Origin of the sequence: Aliiglaciecola sp. 3_MG-2023, assembly GCF_030548205.1 — a bacterium.
In the GTDB taxonomy this organism is placed as follows: Bacteria; Pseudomonadota; Gammaproteobacteria; order Enterobacterales; family Alteromonadaceae; genus Aliiglaciecola.
The window spans coordinates 123,666-140,898 of sequence record NZ_JAUORV010000002.1; the positions used below are offsets into that span (position 1 = coordinate 123,666).

18 protein-coding genes are annotated in these 17,233 nt (G+C 40.0%); 4 read left to right on the forward strand and 14 right to left on the reverse strand.

Going from position 1 to position 17,233, the window contains the following annotated elements:
- The first annotated feature begins 70 nt into the window (after nucleotides 1-70).
- Nucleotides 71-640 carry a uracil-DNA glycosylase family protein gene (locus Q4574_RS02525; protein ID WP_303471068.1) on the forward strand — a complete coding sequence of 190 codons (570 nt, stop codon included), beginning with the start codon at nucleotides 71-73 and terminating at the stop codon, nucleotides 638-640.
- 44 nt (nucleotides 641-684) lie between these two features.
- On the opposite strand, the gene Q4574_RS02530 is transcribed toward Q4574_RS02525, so the two are convergent.
- Complete coding sequence (locus Q4574_RS02530) at nucleotides 685-2,907, reverse strand: EAL domain-containing protein (protein WP_303471071.1); 2,223 nt, start codon at nucleotides 2,905-2,907, stop codon at nucleotides 685-687.
- Nucleotides 2,908-3,119: 212 nt separating this feature from the next.
- Between Q4574_RS02530 and Q4574_RS02535 the strand changes: the two genes are divergently transcribed.
- Nucleotides 3,120-4,019, forward strand: a complete 900-nt coding sequence (locus Q4574_RS02535) for a TIGR03899 family protein (RefSeq protein WP_303471073.1) — start codon at nucleotides 3,120-3,122, stop codon at nucleotides 4,017-4,019.
- A gap of 87 nt (nucleotides 4,020-4,106) precedes the next feature.
- Nucleotides 4,107-4,967 carry a glutathione-dependent disulfide-bond oxidoreductase gene (gene yghU / locus Q4574_RS02540; protein ID WP_303471074.1) on the forward strand — a complete coding sequence of 287 codons (861 nt, stop codon included), beginning with the start codon at nucleotides 4,107-4,109 and terminating at the stop codon, nucleotides 4,965-4,967.
- A 97-nt stretch (nucleotides 4,968-5,064) separates the two neighbouring features.
- Here the strand turns inward: yghU and Q4574_RS02545 are convergent, their stop codons facing one another.
- From Q4574_RS02545 to dusA, 13 genes are all read right to left on the reverse strand, one after another.
- Nucleotides 5,065-5,829, reverse strand: a complete 765-nt coding sequence (locus Q4574_RS02545; RefSeq protein WP_303471075.1) for a phosphoadenylyl-sulfate reductase — start codon at nucleotides 5,827-5,829, stop codon at nucleotides 5,065-5,067.
- The gene (gene cysI, locus Q4574_RS02550; protein ID WP_303471077.1) at nucleotides 5,822-7,531 is read right to left on the reverse strand and encodes an assimilatory sulfite reductase (NADPH) hemoprotein subunit; all 1,710 of its coding nucleotides are present in this window, start codon (nucleotides 7,529-7,531) and stop codon (nucleotides 5,822-5,824) included. Before cysI ends, Q4574_RS02545 begins: the two co-directional genes overlap by 8 nt.
- Entirely contained in the window at nucleotides 7,531-9,354 is a 1,824-nt protein-coding gene (locus tag Q4574_RS02555) for an assimilatory sulfite reductase (NADPH) flavoprotein subunit (RefSeq protein WP_303471079.1), read from the reverse strand. The genes cysI and Q4574_RS02555 overlap by 1 nt, the downstream gene beginning before the upstream one ends.
- A 114-nt stretch (nucleotides 9,355-9,468) precedes the next feature.
- Nucleotides 9,469-10,227 carry a TIGR04219 family outer membrane beta-barrel protein gene (locus tag Q4574_RS02560; protein ID WP_303471081.1) on the reverse strand — a complete coding sequence of 253 codons (759 nt, stop codon included), beginning with the start codon at nucleotides 10,225-10,227 and terminating at the stop codon, nucleotides 9,469-9,471.
- Nucleotides 10,228-10,230: 3 nt separating this feature from the next.
- Nucleotides 10,231-11,223 (reverse strand): DUF2333 family protein, encoded by a 993-nt coding sequence (locus Q4574_RS02565; protein WP_303471083.1) that lies wholly within the window; start codon nucleotides 11,221-11,223, stop codon nucleotides 10,231-10,233.
- Between the two features lie 56 nt (nucleotides 11,224-11,279).
- On the reverse strand, nucleotides 11,280-11,738 hold the full coding sequence (locus tag Q4574_RS02570; RefSeq protein ID WP_303471085.1) for a copper chaperone PCu(A)C: 459 nt from the start codon (nucleotides 11,736-11,738) through the stop codon (nucleotides 11,280-11,282).
- Nucleotides 11,739-11,955: 217 nt separating this feature from the next.
- Nucleotides 11,956-12,285, reverse strand: coding sequence for a hypothetical protein (locus Q4574_RS02575; protein ID WP_303471087.1), 330 nt, complete (start codon nucleotides 12,283-12,285; stop codon nucleotides 11,956-11,958).
- A 25-nt stretch (nucleotides 12,286-12,310) separates the two neighbouring features.
- The gene (locus Q4574_RS02580; protein WP_303471089.1) at nucleotides 12,311-12,511 is read right to left on the reverse strand and encodes a PspC domain-containing protein; all 201 of its coding nucleotides are present in this window, start codon (nucleotides 12,509-12,511) and stop codon (nucleotides 12,311-12,313) included.
- 82 nt (nucleotides 12,512-12,593) lie between these two features.
- Nucleotides 12,594-13,253, reverse strand: coding sequence for a phage shock protein PspA (pspA, locus tag Q4574_RS02585; RefSeq protein WP_303471093.1), 660 nt, complete (start codon nucleotides 13,251-13,253; stop codon nucleotides 12,594-12,596).
- A 482-nt stretch (nucleotides 13,254-13,735) separates the two neighbouring features.
- Nucleotides 13,736-14,155 (reverse strand): MarR family winged helix-turn-helix transcriptional regulator, encoded by a 420-nt coding sequence (locus Q4574_RS02590; RefSeq protein ID WP_303471095.1) that lies wholly within the window; start codon nucleotides 14,153-14,155, stop codon nucleotides 13,736-13,738.
- A 231-nt stretch (nucleotides 14,156-14,386) separates the two neighbouring features.
- Nucleotides 14,387-14,548: a hypothetical protein gene (locus tag Q4574_RS02595; RefSeq protein WP_303471098.1), complete on the reverse strand. Its 162-nt coding sequence runs from the start codon at nucleotides 14,546-14,548 to the stop codon at nucleotides 14,387-14,389.
- A gap of 14 nt (nucleotides 14,549-14,562) precedes the next feature.
- Nucleotides 14,563-14,850, reverse strand: a complete 288-nt coding sequence (locus Q4574_RS02600) for a hypothetical protein (RefSeq protein ID WP_303471100.1) — start codon at nucleotides 14,848-14,850, stop codon at nucleotides 14,563-14,565.
- Nucleotides 14,851-15,068: 218 nt separating this feature from the next.
- Complete coding sequence (gene dusA, locus Q4574_RS02605) at nucleotides 15,069-16,106, reverse strand: tRNA dihydrouridine(20/20a) synthase DusA (RefSeq protein ID WP_303471103.1); 1,038 nt, start codon at nucleotides 16,104-16,106, stop codon at nucleotides 15,069-15,071.
- 742 nt (nucleotides 16,107-16,848) lie between these two features.
- Here dusA and Q4574_RS02610 point away from each other — a divergent pair.
- A complete protein-coding gene (locus tag Q4574_RS02610; RefSeq protein ID WP_303471104.1) occupies nucleotides 16,849-17,142 on the forward strand; it encodes a hypothetical protein in 294 nt (97 codons plus the stop codon).
- The last annotated feature ends 91 nt before the right edge of the window (nucleotides 17,143-17,233 follow it).

Genomic DNA, 17,233 nt, shown 5'->3' on the forward strand with positions numbered 1-17,233 from the left:
AGAATATAACACACTCAACCCTAAGATCGAAGCATAGTTTTATGACAGTAATATGACAAGGTGTAATTTATTGAAAAAAAATGACTTTGATTTAGCTAGAAATTGCCGAGAATGTGAAAAAATACTCCCATTAGAACCCAGGCCAATTATACAAGGAAGTTCAAAGAGTAAAATTTGTATCATTGGCCAAGCGCCGGGGCTTGCTGCACATAATACGAATCTACCATGGAATGATGCCTCAGGAGATAGATTAAGAGCATGGATTGGTATGCCAAAAACTACTTTCTACGATGAAAATACAGTAGCAATATTACCTATGGGATTTTGTTACCCTGGAAAAGCAGCTTCAGGAGATTTACCTCCGATTAAGCAATGTGCAGAAATTTGGCACCAACGTCTGCTGTCTGCATTCAGCCCCAAGCTCACCCTTCTCATCGGGCAATATGCTCAAAACTATTATTTAAAAGACAAATCAAATGTCACCAACAGAGTAAAGAATTGGCAGCGATACCTTCCCAAGTACATTGTGCTTCCTCACCCTTCTCCACGAAATAACATTTGGTTGAAGAAAAATGAATGGTTTGAACAATCTGTATTGCCGCAGATTAAGAGTCGAATACAAACCGCCTGTCATTCATAATGAGCTCGCCGATTTATATTGAGATGATGTAATTGAAATCGTGACTAATAACTGTCTAAAAACTTAACGAGTTCATCAAATGCCATTGGCTTAGCGTACAAATACCCTTGTGCTTCATCACAACCCAATTTTAACATGTAACTGGCCTGTTCGCGCTTTTCAATTCCTTCAGCTATGGTATGTAATCCCAAACGGTTACCTAATGTTACAATGGTTTCAGCAATAAAAGCCGATTGGTTTGGTTTAATTTCATTAATAAATGATCTATCAATCTTCAATCTGTCTAAGGGTAACTGCTGTAAGTAGCTCATTGAAGAAAATCCCGTTCCAAAGTCATCGATGGCTATTTTCACCCCGAACTCTTTCAGCTCTTTCAGCGACTCGACAACAATCTGAGGTTCATCCATTACCACGCTTTCGGTTATTTCCAACTCTAACTGTGCTGGCACTAATGCATGCTTACTGACAGAGGTTTTTACCCCTTGAACAAAATCAGGATCTCTAAATTGCGGCATAGAAATATTTACGGCCATACGCAAGTCATCGTAGCCTTTGTCTGTTAACACTTTGAGGTGCCGACAAGACTCTTCCAATACCCAAGCACCAATTTCAATAATCAGTCCTGAATACTCCGCTAATGGAACAAAGACGGCTGGAGAAATAAAGCCTTCATTCTCAGTTGGCCAGCGTAATAATGCTTCCATGCCAACAACCTGTTCAGTCACCAAATCAACTTGTGGTTGATACCACACCTCTAGCTTTCGTGCAGAGAAATCGGTTCGAAGTTGCCGAATTAAACCTAACCGCCAAGTCGTCTTTTCTTCCATTTCCGGTTCGTAGTAACCGTAATTGGTATTTAAATCTTTTTTAGCGCGATTTAAAGCAATATTGGTTTGTTTTAATAAATTAATGCCCGTGCAATCGTCATCTATTAGCTTACAAAATCCCATTGTAATGTTAATGGGTAGAGTATGGTCACCGGCTTTGAAGGGAAATGCGAACAGTGAATTAACTCTTTCAGGATTAACCACTTCTTCAGAACCAATTAGCCCGAAAACGTCGGCCCCAATACGGCCCATCCTGACTTTAGCCCCCAAACTATCTTGAACACGTCTAGATACTGCTTTGAGAAGATTATTCCCCGCATCTTGTCCTAAACCATCATTCACGTCTGAAAAGTGTTTAATATCCAGTAACGCCACAACATTGTAGCCGGTACTTGTCATCACCGCAGTCTCATCAAGCATATTAATGAATTCATTGCGATTGGGCAGTTTAGTTAACCAGTCTTTAAACGCCGCGGTACGTAATTGATGGAACAAGTTTACATTTTCATAACCGATAGAAATACTGTGTAAAAAAACTTCCAATAGCTTCCGGTCTAGTGAATTTAAGGTTTCTTTGGCGTTAAGAAAAACAGCAGCGTCGTAACCAGAACTATTTAGATACAAAACAGAATAATTTTCTTCGTAAACATGTTCTTTTTTGGATAGACATTGACTAACCGACTCGACAATCTTTTTATTATGCAGGTTATCTAAACTCTCATTTATATATTTAGCATATTCACCTGCCGCCCCTAAAACGTAAACACTGTTATCTTCTTTATCAAGAATTGCCCCTGCTCTGGCACAGACAACACCACTGGCATCAAGACCAATAAGTGAGCTAATTTGAGTGACTATACCTTCGCAAAAACCCTTAACCGAGTGCTCTTCTAATAAATTCGCTGAAGAATGAATAATCTTTTCTAAGCCCATACGGCTTTGATTTATGGTGAGGATTTGCTGATAAGAACGCAAAGAAGCAATGATGGTTGTAACTAGTTTACTACGCGTAAGTTCGGTTTTCGTTTTGTAATCGTTAATGTCGTATTCTTTAATAACACTTTCTTCTGGCGCATAACCTGGTTGCCCAGTCCGCAAGATTATTCTAGGCTCCATTATCTTTAGCTCTTCACGCATTTTTCGCGCGACCACTAACCCAGCGTCATCGGTTTCCATTACAACATCTAGGAGTATTATAGCGAGTTTACTGCCTAATTTTTCTATAATAGTAAGTGCTTGCTCACCTGAATAGGCGTGATGGAAGAATAGCTTTTTATCATTGAGCTGTAAATCTGACAGCGCTAATCTCGTTACTGAATGAATTTCCTCATCGTCATCAACTACTAACACATTCCAGTGACCTAAATGCGTCTCCTGTTCTTGTGATTCGTCTTCATCCAAGAAAATCAATTCATCATTTTCATAATCCGTTGGAGACATTCATCCTTCCACCATACAAACACCATAATTGGTGAATTCTGTTGTTTACTACCTAAACATATCTCAATATGTAACAAAGAGGAATTATAATTGTAGCAAAAAACAGCAGACTCGCCTTTTTTATTTGATTTTCGTCAAAAAGTGCAAATTCGTCAATTTAAATAATTTTCGGTTATAATCATTTTTTCGTTATTCAGGTCAATTTACCCCTTATGAAAATAGATTCTAATGTGCCGCCTTCCCATTTAATGCAGAAAAAAGACGCTGCGGCAAAAACAAAGCAGCAAGCTGAGGTAGCAGCGACTCATAAGGCTAATGCAGAGCATACCAAGCAGGCGAAACTCAAAATGCTGCAATGGTTTAGTCGAGCCGGTATTGCCATTGGGCATAAAAGCGCAATAGAACAAGATTTACATAAAAAAGTGAATCGACATCAGTTTGTTAAAGCCCAACGAAAGTTAAAAAACTTGGAACGGATCTTCGCATTGGCAACGGATTTCAGCCAAGAACAGGCCGTTCAAGACGAACTAGATCCGGATTGGTTCTTCAGTTTTAGCGAAATGGCAGAAAATATTAACTCTCCCGCGATGCAAGAATTATGGGCGAAAATATTCACAGTAGAGATAAGTGTACCAGGTTCATTTTCCCTTAAAACCTTACAAACCTTAAAAAACTTAACCCATAGAGACGCGAAAATACTCAAGCTAGCAGTAGGTATGGCGACAAGAAGAAAAGGTGAGCATGGGTTAAAAATTATCTATGGTTACCATCGAAAACCCAGTATTTTATCTGTTTTCAGATTAACCAAAAATGAGCAAATTAATTTAGCGGAACACGGCTTAGCTTATCCAGATCTGTTATCGTTAATGGATCTCGGTCTAATTTATAATAGTGAGATTGAGACCAGTGAACTTGAAACTCAAAGTCGCTTACAATACCGCTGTGGTGGCGAAACTTTTCATCTCGCCCCGAAGAAAAGAGGATTGAGTTTGCAGTATTATAAATTCACCTCAATAGGCTCTGAATTAGCACGCTTAATTAATAGCACCGTAAATCAACACTATTTAGATAACTTGTTAATATTACTTGCAAGTGAATTCGAGTTAAATTGAGCCTCATCACTTTAGTTTTTCAGTTACACCCCAATCTCATTATTCTAAGTAATGCTGCCCCCTTAACTAAAAATATCAGGAGCTAAAATGAGTGACTCTTATACCCCGCCCAAAGTATGGACCTGGAATAAAGACAGCGGTGGAAAATTTGCAAATATTAATAGACCTATTTCTGGAGCAACCCACGAAAAAGATCTTCCCGTTGGTAAGCACCCATTGCAACTATACTCATTGGCAACACCAAATGGCGTGAAAGTCACAGTGATGCTAGAAGAACTACTAGAAAATGGACATACAGGGGCTGAATACGACGCTTATTTAGTGGATATTTTAGAAGGCGATCAATTTAGTAGTGGGTTTGTTGCTGCAAACCCCAACTCCAAAATTCCTGCTTTGGTTGATCACAGTACGCCGAAACCTACCCGTGTGTTTGAATCGGGCTCTATACTCCTCTACTTAGCAGAAAAGTTTAATGCATTCATTCCACAAGATCCGGCACTGCGAACCGAATGTATTTCATGGTTATTCTGGCAAATGGCCAGTGCGCCATTATTAGGAGGAGGATTCGGTCATTTTTATGCTTACGCCCCTGAAAAATTGGAATATCCCATAGACCGCTACACCATGGAAATAAAACGCCAACTTGACGTGCTCGACAAGCTACTAGCGGATAATAAATACATGTGTGGAGACGAATACACCATTGCAGATATCGCAACTTGGCCATGGTATGGTGCATTAGTCAAAGGCTTAGCCTATGACGCCGCCGAATTCATTGAGGCACATACCTACAAGAATGTTATTCGATGGGCCGATGAAATTGCTGAACGCCCCGCAGTTCAGCGTGGCAGAATGGTCAATAAAACCTGGGGAGAACCGGAATCTCAGTTGCGTGAACGTCATGATGCCAGTGATTTCGAAACAAAAACCCAAGATAAAATAGGTTAGATATCATTTAACCATATACACTGAACCGGAGTTCAGTGTATATGGCATTGTGCTATTTTTCATACCTGAGAAACACCACAAAATGTTGGCCGAGTAATTAGATTCCGTCACCAAATTCGTGAAGGCCACATTCGCGTTTTAACCCAAAGAAACGAGTATCTTGCTCACTCATTCCGGCTTCTAAGGCTCTAGAAGTATGCCAGTCACCAATAGACACAAAACCTTTCTCCCACAGAGGATGGTAAGGCAGATCGTGTGCTTTAAGATATTGATGAAGCGCTTTATTTGATTGATCAATGATAGGATAAACTTTAGTTTGTCCATTTAATCTTTGTAGTACATTCAAGTTTTCACGAGTATCCGACTGAGAGCGTCTTAAACCGGCAAACCAAGTTCCAACATTCAGCTCTTTCAAAGCTCGTTGCATTGGTAGAACCTTGTTCATCTTGTTGTACTTCTCGATGCCTTCAATTCCTTGTTCCCACAATAAACCATGACGCGCTTCTTGCCATGCTGCAGACTCAGGTGCTCGATACACTTTTAAATTGAGTTTAAGCCGTTCGGTTAGTTCATCAATGAAATTATAGGTTTCTGGAAAAAGATAGCCAGTATCAGTGAGCACAACAGGAATATCGGAATATTCTTGAGACAACAAATGCAGCATGACCGCTGATTGCGCACCAAAACTAGACGACACTATGTGTTCACCAGGTAGATGCTCGAGTGCCCAAACAACCCGCTGTTGCGGCGTTTGTTTTTCAAGATCTGCATTTAACTCTGCGAATTGCTCAGTGCTTAGATTGTTAACCCAATCTGCTGCACGGGCATTTTCGCCTGAATTTTGAAACACTGCGTTAGGCATAAAAATCCTTGGCTGAATTAACAACCGGAGCGATGACTTTAGCGCGAATTAAAAAGTCACCAAAACCTTCGTCTTGATTACCTTCTTTAGCCCAACGACCAATGAGTTCATCGAGGTGAGCTAAAATCTCTTGCTCGCTAATATTTTCTTTATACATTTTAGGAATGCGTGTGCCCTGACGATCACCACCTAAGTGGAAATTGTATTTACCCGGACCTTTACCCACTAAACCAACCTCAGCAAGCATCGCTCGACCACAACCATTAGGACAGCCAGTGACACGAAATATAATACTGCGGTCAGCTACATTGTGTTTTGCAAGCAAACCCTCGATTTCGGTTACTGCATCAGGCAAATAACGTTCAGCTTCTGCCATTGCCAAAGGACAAGTTGGCAATGAAACACAGGCCATTGAATCGAGACGTTGATTACTGACTCCATCAGAAATCAATCCATGGGTTTTAGCCAAGGTTTCAATTTCTTCTTTCTGCTCTGCCGGAACGCCTGCAATTACCAAGTTTTGATTGGCAGTTAAACGAAAATCACCTTTATGCACTTTGGCTATCTCAGCACAACCTGTTTTTAAGGTTTTACCCGGATAGTCAAGAATACGACCGTTTTCAATAAATACGGTTAAATGATACTTACCATCAACGCCTTCAACCCATCCAAAACGGTCACCACGAGATGTAAACTCGTAAGGGCGGCTTTGCGCAAATTCAATTCCCGCACGCTTTTCAACTTCGGCTTTAAAGTTCTCTACACCAACACGCTCAAGGGTATATTTGGTTTTCGCGTTTTTACGGTTAACACGATTTCCCCAATCCCGTTGAGTACCCACGACAGCGGCAGCCACATCCAACGTCTTATCCAAAGGAATATAACCGAAGTCGTCTGCTTTACGTGGGTAAGTCGAGTGATCACCATGGGTCATGGCTAAGCCACCGCCGACTAAGACGTTAAAACCAATTAGCTTGCCGTTTTCAGCAATAGCAACAAAATTGAGATCATTTGCATGCACATCAATATCGTTATGTGGTGGTATAACAACCGTCGTTTTGAACTTACGAGGTAAATAGTTGTTACCTAAAATCGGTTCATTTTCAGTGGTTTCGACCTTTTCACCATCTAACCAAATTTCTGCATATGCACGAGTTTTGGGGAGCAAATGTTCACTAATTTTTTTAGCCCACTCGTACGCTTCTTGATGAACCGCAGACTCAACCGGGTTTGAAGTACACAAAACATTACGGTTAACGTCACCGGCAGTCGCTATTGAATCGATGCCCACTTTATTAAGGGTTTGATGCATTAATTTAATTTGCGGCTTTAGAACACCGTGAAACTGGAAAGTTTGACGGGTAGTTAATCGAATACTGCCGTAAAGACTATGATCTGCTGCAAACTTATCAATGGCCAACCATTGATCGGGAGAAATAATTCCACCTGGTAAACGAGCACGCAACATCACATTTTGTAAGGGTTCTAATTTTTGTTTAGCCCGCTCAGCTCGGATATCACGATCATCTTGCTGGTACATACCGTGGAATCGAATCAACTGAAAATTGTCAGCGGTAAAACCACCGGTTAAATCATCTTTAAGATCTTGGGCAATTGTGCCACGTAAAAAGTTACTTTCGCCTTTTATACGTTCGTTTTCTGCCAACTTACCTTCAACAATAAATTTTTTATCGGAGCTCATTAGTACACATCCTTCTGATAACGCTTAGCACGGCGCATTTCGGTTAAATACGTTTCCGCATCTGCTTCACTTTTTCCACCGTGTTCTTGAACAACAGTCAAAAGTGCATCATGAACATCTTTAGCCATGTGGGTTGCATCACCACATACGTAAAAATGTGCGCCTTGCTCTAACCAGTCAAATAACTCAGCACCATTTTCTAGGATACGATGCTGTACATAAATTTTTTGTTCTTGGTCACGGGAAAATGCCAAGCTCACTTTGTCGACAACACCATCTTTAACAAAACGCTGCCATTCAGTTTGATATAGGAAGTCTTGGGTAAAACTTGGATTACCGAAGAACAACCAATTTTTGCCTTCGGCTTCTTCTTCTGCGCGCTGTTGCATGAAGGCTCTAAAAGGCGCAATACCAGTACCAGGCCCTACCATGATAACCGGTGTTTCTGGGCTTTCTGGTAAGCGGAAGTTGTTGTTATGCTCCACAAACACCTTCAACTCTTGGCCTTCTTCTAAGCGTTTACCTAAGAAGTTAGACGCTGAGCCATGGCGCACATTGCCGTTAACGTCGTATTCAACCATTGCCACAGTAAGGTGTACTTCGTCATCTACTTCAGTTTGACTAGAGGCAATTGAATATAACCTTGGGGTAATCGGTCTAAGGGCTCTAGCTAACTGTTCAGCAGTGATATTTGCAGGGAAATCAGCAACAATATCGACGATTTGCTTATCCGCTAAATACTCTCTGAGTTTTGCTTTGTCATCGAACAAAGCCTGCAGTTTTTCATTTGGCGCAGACTCTAAATAACTTTTTACGAAGGTTGGGTAGCTTAAGGTCAACTCAAATTTTTCAATGAGTGCCTGCTTAATGCTTAAGGCGTCTTTGCCAACCTCAACACTTTCATTTTCATCAACCCCAACCAGGTTTAATAACTCGCTCACTAAAGCTTCGTTATTGGTAAACCAAATACCTAAGGCATCCCCAGGTTGATATTGGATACCAGAATCTTCGAGAGAAATCTCGATGTGACGAATGTCTTTAATAGAATCTCGCCCAGTTATTTTCTGGCTTTCTAACAAAGTTGCTGTAAATGGATTTTTCTTAGAATATTCTGACTTTGCAGTATTTACAGAAGTGCCGCTTACAGTTCCAGCAACAGGTTCAACAGGCGCTTGACTGGCAGCAAACTCTTCTTTTAGCTGAATAGCAATCTGATCAAAAAATGCGTTAGTTACGGTTTCGTAATCCACGTCACAATCCAATCTTGGGGTAATGCGCTTGCCACCTAAAGCCTCAAGGCGAGCATCAAAATCTTTCGCCGTTTGGCAGAAGAATTCGTAGCTACTGTCACCTAATCCAACCACAGCAAAATTTAACTCCGGTAATTTCGGTGCCTTTTTGCTGGCCACAAACTCATGAAGTTCAACGGCATCATCAGGAGCATCACCTTCTCCGTGGGTACTGACCACAATAAGAAGATGGGTTTCATTTTTAAGCTGCTTAGCTTTGTAATCAGCCATGCTGTGCAGGTTAACTTTTAGACCAGCATGCTGAGCTTTCTCTTTAAACTCTTGAGCCACACCTTTTGCGTTACCCGTTTGCGAGCCGAAAAGAATGGTGAGTTGCTTTTCAACAACAGAGGCTGATGCAGCAGGAGCTACAACTTGTCCAGCTGATTGTTGATGGGCCAAACCAGCCAAATAACCACTCATCCAAGTAAGTTGATCATTGTTAAGCGGCGCTATGGCGCTATTAATTTGCTGCCACTGAGATTCGTTAATAACAGCTGTTGGCACTAGTGCCTGATTGTTTTTTGAAGACATAAAAACGCTAACCTTTTAATTGATGTGGGCAGATTAGCGTTTTTTATTATTGACAGGAAAGACCTAAATAGGATTTTTTATTACTTAATGGACTTAGAAACGAACTTTATTGACTTAAAAGTGAATTTCAATTCCAGCAAAGGCACCACTAAACTCTAGGTCTGAATAGATATCATCTAAATCTTCTAATTCTAGAGAAGTCGCTCTGTATCCTAGCTGTAGCGTCATATCAATGGCTAGATTGTCTACAAATTGATAGACCAAAGCGATTTCATAATCACTTAGAGAATGATCGTCGATGGCTAAATAACTTCCTTCGGCATACGCTCCCAAACCGGTAAAGGGTAAGCCAATGTAAAGTTTTGAGTACACCATTGGAACTACACCTGAAAACTCTTCTCTGGCGAAATTAGACGTATCCGCGGTTTCTCTTACGAAAATTTCCCCGTCAACGTATTTTCCGTTGATACCAAAGTCGAAACTGATTAAATCGTTATCGAATAATTCATAATACAAAATAAAATCGGTATTACTCATATCGACTTCGGTGGTTAACGGTGTATCCACACTAAAAATTTCGCCATTAAAAGTGAAAGTGCTGTTTAATGTAACGTCACCACTTGTGTCTAGTGTAGTCTGACGGACTTTAATGTTAGGAATTAACGGAATTGGATGCTCTAGCGCAACATAGAAGCTCGATTTAGTTTCGGTATCAAAATCAAATCTGGTTATATTGGCATCATTTGCAAAGCCACCTTCGGTATCCATGTTCCAGCCCTGCGCGCCCACATACAAACCTAATAATGTATCTGCTTGAACAGGAACAGCGACAACGGATGCCGCTAAAACTAATGATTTAATTCTGTGTTTCACTTTTTATCCTTGATTGAGTAGTTCATTTAATTCGATTAAAGCCGCATTGGCTCGGGAAATATAGTTGGCCATGACTAATGAGTGATTAGCTAACATACCCAACCCACTGCCATTCAAAATCATTGGGCTCCAAATAGTTTGTTGCGTCGACTCTAGTTCACGAATGATTTGACGCAAACTCACGGTGGCATTTTTCTTTTCAAGTACGTCAGCGAAGTCAACCTCTACCGCTTTTAAAAAATGAATCAACGCCCAAGCAGCTCCCCGCGCTTCATAAAAATTATCGTCGGTTTTCCACCAGCTAGTTTTTTCATAACGTTGTTTCGCTTCTGGAGTGGATTGTCTAGCTTGCGCATCTCCTGCCAAATCAGTATTGAGCACTTCTTGGCCCACACTAGCACTTAACTTTTGCGATAAATTACCTAAACGTTTTTCAACTTGCTTTAGCCAGTCTCTCAGATTATCCGCCCGAGAGAAGAATTGTGCGCTGCCTTGACCTTTTTCGGCTAGATCTGTTCGATAGGCGTACAAGTCTTTAAGTGCATCTTGATACATGGACTCTGCGGAAGGCAACATCCAACTTAGATGATTCATATTTAATGCAGGCTGAGCCTTTGTTAGTTCTGGATTCTCCATTGATTGTGATTGAGAACGACTAAAGTCTTTGCGCATAGCCAAGGCTAAGTCTCGGGACATTTCCAAGGCACCGAACTCCCATCGAGGCATGTTGTCCATAAATACACCAGGCGGCATAACGTCATTCGATAAATAACCACCAGGCTTATCCATTAGTGACTCCACTACACGGATCAGGGTATGGGTAGTGGTGTAACCAATTACCACACTTTCTGAATTTTCTTGGGCATAAGTTTGCGCTTCAGTTCGAACATTGAAAGCATCCGGCTCAAAACTCCAATAAACAGAGATTATCCAACCAATTAGTACAATTATTAGGAAAGTGGTGGTAAGCCATTTCGCATTTAAAAAACGTTGCATAATATGCTTCCTGTATTTTTAATTAGTGACACTTTACACCCATAAGACTATCTATTCTAATGATGTTTATGTGACTTTTCTTTACCTGGCATCACAGCTTTAGCTGTTACCTGAATAGTTTGTTGGTCTTCACTTAGCAAAGTGATTATGACCTCTTTATTTTCGACTAGCGGCTTTTTGAGACCAAATATCATGACGTGTAAACCACCTGGTTTAAAAGTGACCGTTTCCCCCGCAGGAATGCGAATTTTTTCTTGTTCCTGCATGCTCATCATTCCGTTTTCCATTACATGGGCGTGTAATTCCGCTTTTTCAGCAATATCGGTAGTGGCAGATACGAGAACCACATCTTTGTCTGAGGAATTATGGATTTTAAAATAGGCGGCGGTATTAGGTACAGTGGGCGGTAACAATCGGACGGTAGCATCTGTTACTTTGATATTTGCCGAACTTGCAAAGCTAAAGCACAATAATCCGATAAACATCAACCAAGGTTGTAATCTGATACATTTCATAAACGGCCTTTCCTGAATAATAAATTTCCCGTAATTATCAATTAATTCACGGGCTTTTACCAGAATAGTCAACGCTTTTTCGCAGCTGAAGCAATTATGCCTTTATTATAGTAGCGCCTAGAAAATGGTTTACGGTTATTTCATAAGATGATGAAAAACACCTAGCAATGAGAAATGTTAAAAGTGAGTAGCCGATACATTCTTGACACTCACAGCGCTAATACTGAGTTTGACGCTTATCTTTTAACAACCAAAAGATGAAGGCAATAACCAACAACATTGGCCAAAACACAGTTACGCCTGCAAATAACATCGCGATTAATACTACGAATAAAGCCAAAGCTAAAGCTCCAAACACACTAATTGCAACGATAACGCCAACGATTGCCATGACCGCACCTACCGCAGTAACACTGACTACCGATTCCATGGGACCCAGTATGTGTTGGTCAAAGTGAATGGAAAAATCAAACCATTCACTGGCAAGGATCCCACAGCTATAAGTAATCAAAATCGCGATCAGAACCGCAACAATAAAATTCTTCATGACCTAAATCCTTATAAACTACTAACTAACGAGTTGGGATTAATAGCACGGCCAACAAATACGCCACACCGACAACCATTGGCATAAAAATAAACGCGGCTATGGCTGCTATTCTGACCATCCAAGCTTCAACGTTAAAGTTACGAGCGATACCTGCACAAACACCACTAATTTTACCTCTTACAGTGTCACGATATAATTGGTTTGTATTTAAATAGTCTTTCATTTGGAGACTCCTATTAAGTTTTTAATCCTAGGCCTGGAAATTCAGGCCTAAAATCGAAATATGTTGGGTTGCTAGCATTTTTCTAGGCGACTTTTTTACGCAAAGCTGCTAACTCTTTTTCAATATTTTCATCTTGTTCAAGTTGCTCAATCTGTGCGCTCAATGAATTGCTTGGTGACACTAAGTCATAAGCTTCAACTTGCGACTCCAAATCGTCGATACGACTTTCATAATGTTCAAATCGTGCAATGGCATCATCAATTTTTTCAACATTCTGAGTGGTTTTTGCTTTAAGACGCACAGATACCGATTGCTGTCTGATGTCTAGCGCTTTTTGACGACTTCTCGCTTCTTTCAATTTTTCTTGTAAACGCGAAGTATCTTCTTGTAATTTGGTGATTGCCTCTTCGACAACGTCCATTTCCTTAGTCAAAGACGTTAAAGACTCTTGCGCTTTATTCTTTTCAACTAACGCTGCTCTAGCGAGATCTTCACGTTCTTTTTTCATGGCAACCGTGGCTTTATTTTGCCAATCTTTAATTTGCTGCTGGAGTTTTTCTTGTTTGCGCGATAAATGCTTTTTGTCAGCTAAACTTCGTGCTGCAACAGAGCGAATTTCAACTAAGGTTTCTTCCATCTCTTGTACAATTAAACGAATAACCTTTTGTGGATCTTCCGCTTTGTCTAAGATGGCATTAAGATTTGCTTGTACGATGTCTGACATTCTTGTGAACATACCCATTTTTCGATCCTCCGAGATTATTATGAGTGTTGTATTTTGAATTACCTTTTATAATTCTAAATTCAGTTTTCTTTACCAGTACTTCACTTATTACAATCTACGTGCCAAACTTTCAAAACCCAGCAAACCATTGATTTAATTGGATTTAAACAAAATTCTTTAGAATTTCACAAAAACAGAACGGCAAGCTAAATTAAGATTTTAGTCAAATTAACCAAATAATTGGTCAAATTATTAAAGTAAGAAAAGAATGGAATTGAAGGTCAACTAAACCTGCTTTTACGAGTAGGGAAAAGGAAACAGCAAGGCGCTATCGGTCACCTTGATGTTCAGCTTTGGAAAAAAGGGTCACCAGGTTAATGTGGTCTGTATTTTAGATTTAGGATACGAAATTAAAGGCAAAGCTGTGATTAGGGATCCAAAGAGAACAAACCTTAATCGTGTATAAGTACTAAATGAAAAGCAACTTTCGAGAGAGTCATTTACAGCTTCTTTAACACCTCTAATACGGATTCCATTTGATATTGTCGTAAATCAGATAAAAGATTTTCGGAAAAATGTTTAAAGGTAACCGATGCATCTTCGTAAAGTGACTTACCCGTTGCTGATAGCTGCACTAAACTGACTCTGGCATCTCTTGGATTCTTTTGTTTTTCAATTAAGTGAATCTTATCCATAGGGTTCAACATACGAGTGACACCGGAAGCGGTCATTCCCAATGCTTCCGCTAAGGCAATCCGACTCATGGTGTAGGAAGGTTGTTCAGCGAGAACATGTAACGCCATAAATTCGCTAAAACTAATGCCATGCACACCTAAACTTCGGTCTAGCTTTTTATTCAGCTTTATTGAAGCCAGGTTTAAATTAACCAGTAATGACATAGATTCGGTAAGTTGTTGCATCTTGCACCTCGACTTTTAATTGACAAGTCAAGTATACATCAAACATAAATAAAGTAAAATGCTATGAATTTCATCTCAGACTGGAATAAGGTAAACATGATAGCTATTAGATGAGTAGTGGATACTAGATTGGTTGAAAAGTTTTTTATTGTAGATAGCGTTAGAGCAGAAATTTAGATCCCCATTGTAGAGAAGCTACCGAACAAAATGAGCCAAAAACAATGACGGTCTCTACTGCGAGTTACGACCGTCATGGTATTGGAGGTTGGAACCGTTAACCGGTACTGCATGGCTATTCTTCTTACACTCAACAAGACTAAATACGAGTGCAGCTGCAAGATAGGCCATAACCGGTGCTAACAATAGTGTAAGTAGATGTATGTGATTAAACATAGCGTCTCTCCTTACTATTCGGCTTTATCATTTTCTTGTTTTTTAGCTTCAACGTTACTGTTCAAATCTGTGATAGTGACATTAGTGACGTAATCTTGTGAACCTGACTCAAAACCAATTGAGTTGTTTACTGTCAAAATAGCCTCTTCAACACCGTATGATATTTCTTCTTTTGTTACTTCAACGGCTTGAGAAATAAGTGAACCAACAAGTTGTTCTACGGAGACTTCTGTGGCTTGAGCAGTTGACGCTACAAATAAACCAGAGATAAGTACTGTTGCTGTTGTGATTTTCTTAAACATAATAATTTCCTTAGTAGTTGTGTTTGTAACTGATTATTCAGTTACTAGTTAAGTCGCAATCATTATTGCGATAGTTGTGCCAACTACTAAGAAAATATATATCCAATTGATTTTAAAGTACTTTTTAAAAATAAAAAGAAATAGTTTAAACGTCGCCAAGGATTTTAATGGAGTAAAAAATAATTTTTTGGTGTTTTTGACCAAGTCAGTTGGCGATTTTAACCAACTTGATCAGGTGCATGAGTATTGCGAAATTGTTGCGCCTGGAATTGAGCTTCATTAAGGGTATCTAAGGCATCCGTTAATAGCTCTATACCTACGCCTTTCTGGGTACCATTTTGACTTAAGTAGCGACGCCAAATGCGCGCCCCGGGTTGCCCTTGAAATAACCCAAGCATGTGTCTAGCAATGTGCCAAATTCGGGTGTGAGGCAATTCCAATTGAGTTTGCGCATATTCAACCATAGCTTTCACAATATCATGGCGGCTCGGCACTTGATGAGTGTCTTGATAAAAGCGATTATCAACTTCAGCTAAGATGTAAGGGTTACTGTAAACCTCCCGGCCAATCATAACGCCATCTATATAGTTCAGATGCAAAGCCACATCATCCAAAGTCTTTACACCACCATTAATACTAATGTGTAAATCAGGAAATTGTTCTTTCAGATGATAAACACGCTCATACATTAATGGCGGAATATCACGATTTTCCTTTGGACTGAGTCCCTTCAGCCAGGCCTTGCGGGCATGTACAATAAAAGTATCACAACCCGAATCAGCTACTTGACTAATGAACCGAGTTAGATCCTCGTACTCGTCCATTTCATCAATACCGATGCGCGACTTAACCGTTACTGGAATATCGACTTCAGCCTGCATACTCTTTATACAAGCGGCAACGGTTTCTGGCTCAGCCATCAAACACGCACCAAACCGGCCATTTTGCACACGATCAGAAGGACAGCCAACATTAATGTTAACTTCATCATAACCACGCTCTTGAGCTAGCAACGCACAGCGCGCCATATCTGCAGGGTCAGAACCACCAAGCTGCAATGCAACAGGATGCTCGGCTTCATTGAAAGCTAAATAATCGCCTTTGCCAAAAATGATCGCCCCCGTTGTCACCATTTCGGTATATAACAACGAATGTTGTGATATCTGCCGTAAAAAATAACGACAATGCTTATCCGTCCAATCCAGCATTGGCGCGACGGAAATGGTGCGGTTGATGGGAGTCAGGTTATTATTCAACTTAAGCCTATGTTTTATATGGTTAATATCTAAATTCCCGCATAAATACCAATAGCGGTATTTATGCCTTTAATGCCTTATTTTCACTCTTTCGTGGGCCCAAAAGAGCCTTTTTGGGGTCCAAGTTTTTAAGCAGGAAAATAAGATGGCGCATTATAGCATTTCAAAAAGAGTTAGGAAAAATCAAACTGTATACTGTGCAAGGATCAGGAGTAAAGAATCCAGAATAGTCACGGTTTCAACTTCTAAAATGCAACGGGTGCGTTTGATGACCTTTACTATTTTGGTTCGCAACGACAACGTAAACGGAAGGAAGCTTAGCTTCTTTTTTGGCAAAAGCTGATGTACTCAAATAAGGCTAAATTGACTCTAAGGTTGAGGGTATCACAACCTGTGTTTAGATCCCGCTTGAGTCGATTGAGGAATTGTGTGCATCAATGGCGCAAATAACAAAACTGAACACTTAAAATTAGCACGATAAATTTTGACAATTCTTTAACATTTTCGATAACTGGTCGATTTAATGGGTTGAAGGGTTTGTACTAAGTCACCGTATGAGCGTATTTTAATTCATAACAGGTTAGGAGAAAGCAGTTCCTTCATTTTCACTTTTGCTCCTACCCTTTAAAAACCAGATATGAGTTCACATGTATAAAGTCATTAATCTACTTTTTATGTGTTTATCAATCCAGTTTACAAACACTGTAATAAACAAGTTTAAATATTAACGAGTAAGAAATTGATGAAAGTCCTTTGGTTCAATATATTGCTGATGTCATGGGTAGCTAGTTTTAGCTTCTCATCAGTAGCGCTTGAACAATCGCAAGGGGCAATAGATCAAACGACTTCAATAGTCGAGCAGGCTGAAATATTTAACCTTGATCCTTTCGACTTAGACCTTGATGCGACAATCAATTCCGTTTCCGCATCCGCCCATTCTGTTAACTACTTAGGGGTTACCTTTCAGCGTAATGAAACCTATCTGGTTTCCAAAAACACTGACTTCATTCGTGGCCCTCCCTCTCTAACCATCTGATATAAAAAATAAATTTTCTAATAATATAAATCAGAGGGTATTCCCATGAGTATAACTGACGTTTTAATTCGTTATCGTAGTGACTGTGCTT

Bases quoted from the DNA above. Each gene is read 5' to 3' on its own strand.
- Q4574_RS02530 (WP_303471071.1), bottom strand. From the start codon at position 2,907: ATGTCTCCAACGGATTATGAAAATGATGAATTGATTTTCTTGGATGAA.
- Q4574_RS02535 (WP_303471073.1), top strand. From the start codon at position 3,120: ATGAAAATAGATTCTAATGTGCCGCCTTCCCATTTAATGCAGAAAAAA.
- yghU (WP_303471074.1), top strand. From the start codon at position 4,107: ATGAGTGACTCTTATACCCCGCCCAAAGTATGGACCTGGAATAAAGAC.
- Q4574_RS02545 (WP_303471075.1), bottom strand. From the start codon at position 5,829: ATGCCTAACGCAGTGTTTCAAAATTCAGGCGAAAATGCCCGTGCAGCA.
- cysI (WP_303471077.1), bottom strand. From the start codon at position 7,531: ATGAGCTCCGATAAAAAATTTATTGTTGAAGGTAAGTTGGCAGAAAAC.
- Q4574_RS02555 (WP_303471079.1), bottom strand. From the start codon at position 9,354: ATGTCTTCAAAAAACAATCAGGCACTAGTGCCAACAGCTGTTATTAAC.
- Q4574_RS02565 (WP_303471083.1), bottom strand. From the start codon at position 11,223: ATGCAACGTTTTTTAAATGCGAAATGGCTTACCACCACTTTCCTAATA.
- Q4574_RS02570 (WP_303471085.1), bottom strand. From the start codon at position 11,738: ATGAAATGTATCAGATTACAACCTTGGTTGATGTTTATCGGATTATTG.
- Q4574_RS02575 (WP_303471087.1), bottom strand. From the start codon at position 12,285: ATGAAGAATTTTATTGTTGCGGTTCTGATCGCGATTTTGATTACTTAT.
- Q4574_RS02580 (WP_303471089.1), bottom strand. From the start codon at position 12,511: ATGAAAGACTATTTAAATACAAACCAATTATATCGTGACACTGTAAGA.
- pspA (WP_303471093.1), bottom strand. From the start codon at position 13,253: ATGGGTATGTTCACAAGAATGTCAGACATCGTACAAGCAAATCTTAAT.
- Q4574_RS02590 (WP_303471095.1), bottom strand. From the start codon at position 14,155: ATGCAACAACTTACCGAATCTATGTCATTACTGGTTAATTTAAACCTG.
- Q4574_RS02595 (WP_303471098.1), bottom strand. From the start codon at position 14,548: ATGTTTAATCACATACATCTACTTACACTATTGTTAGCACCGGTTATG.
- Q4574_RS02600 (WP_303471100.1), bottom strand. From the start codon at position 14,850: ATGTTTAAGAAAATCACAACAGCAACAGTACTTATCTCTGGTTTATTT.
- Q4574_RS02610 (WP_303471104.1), top strand. From the start codon at position 16,849: ATGAAAGTCCTTTGGTTCAATATATTGCTGATGTCATGGGTAGCTAGT.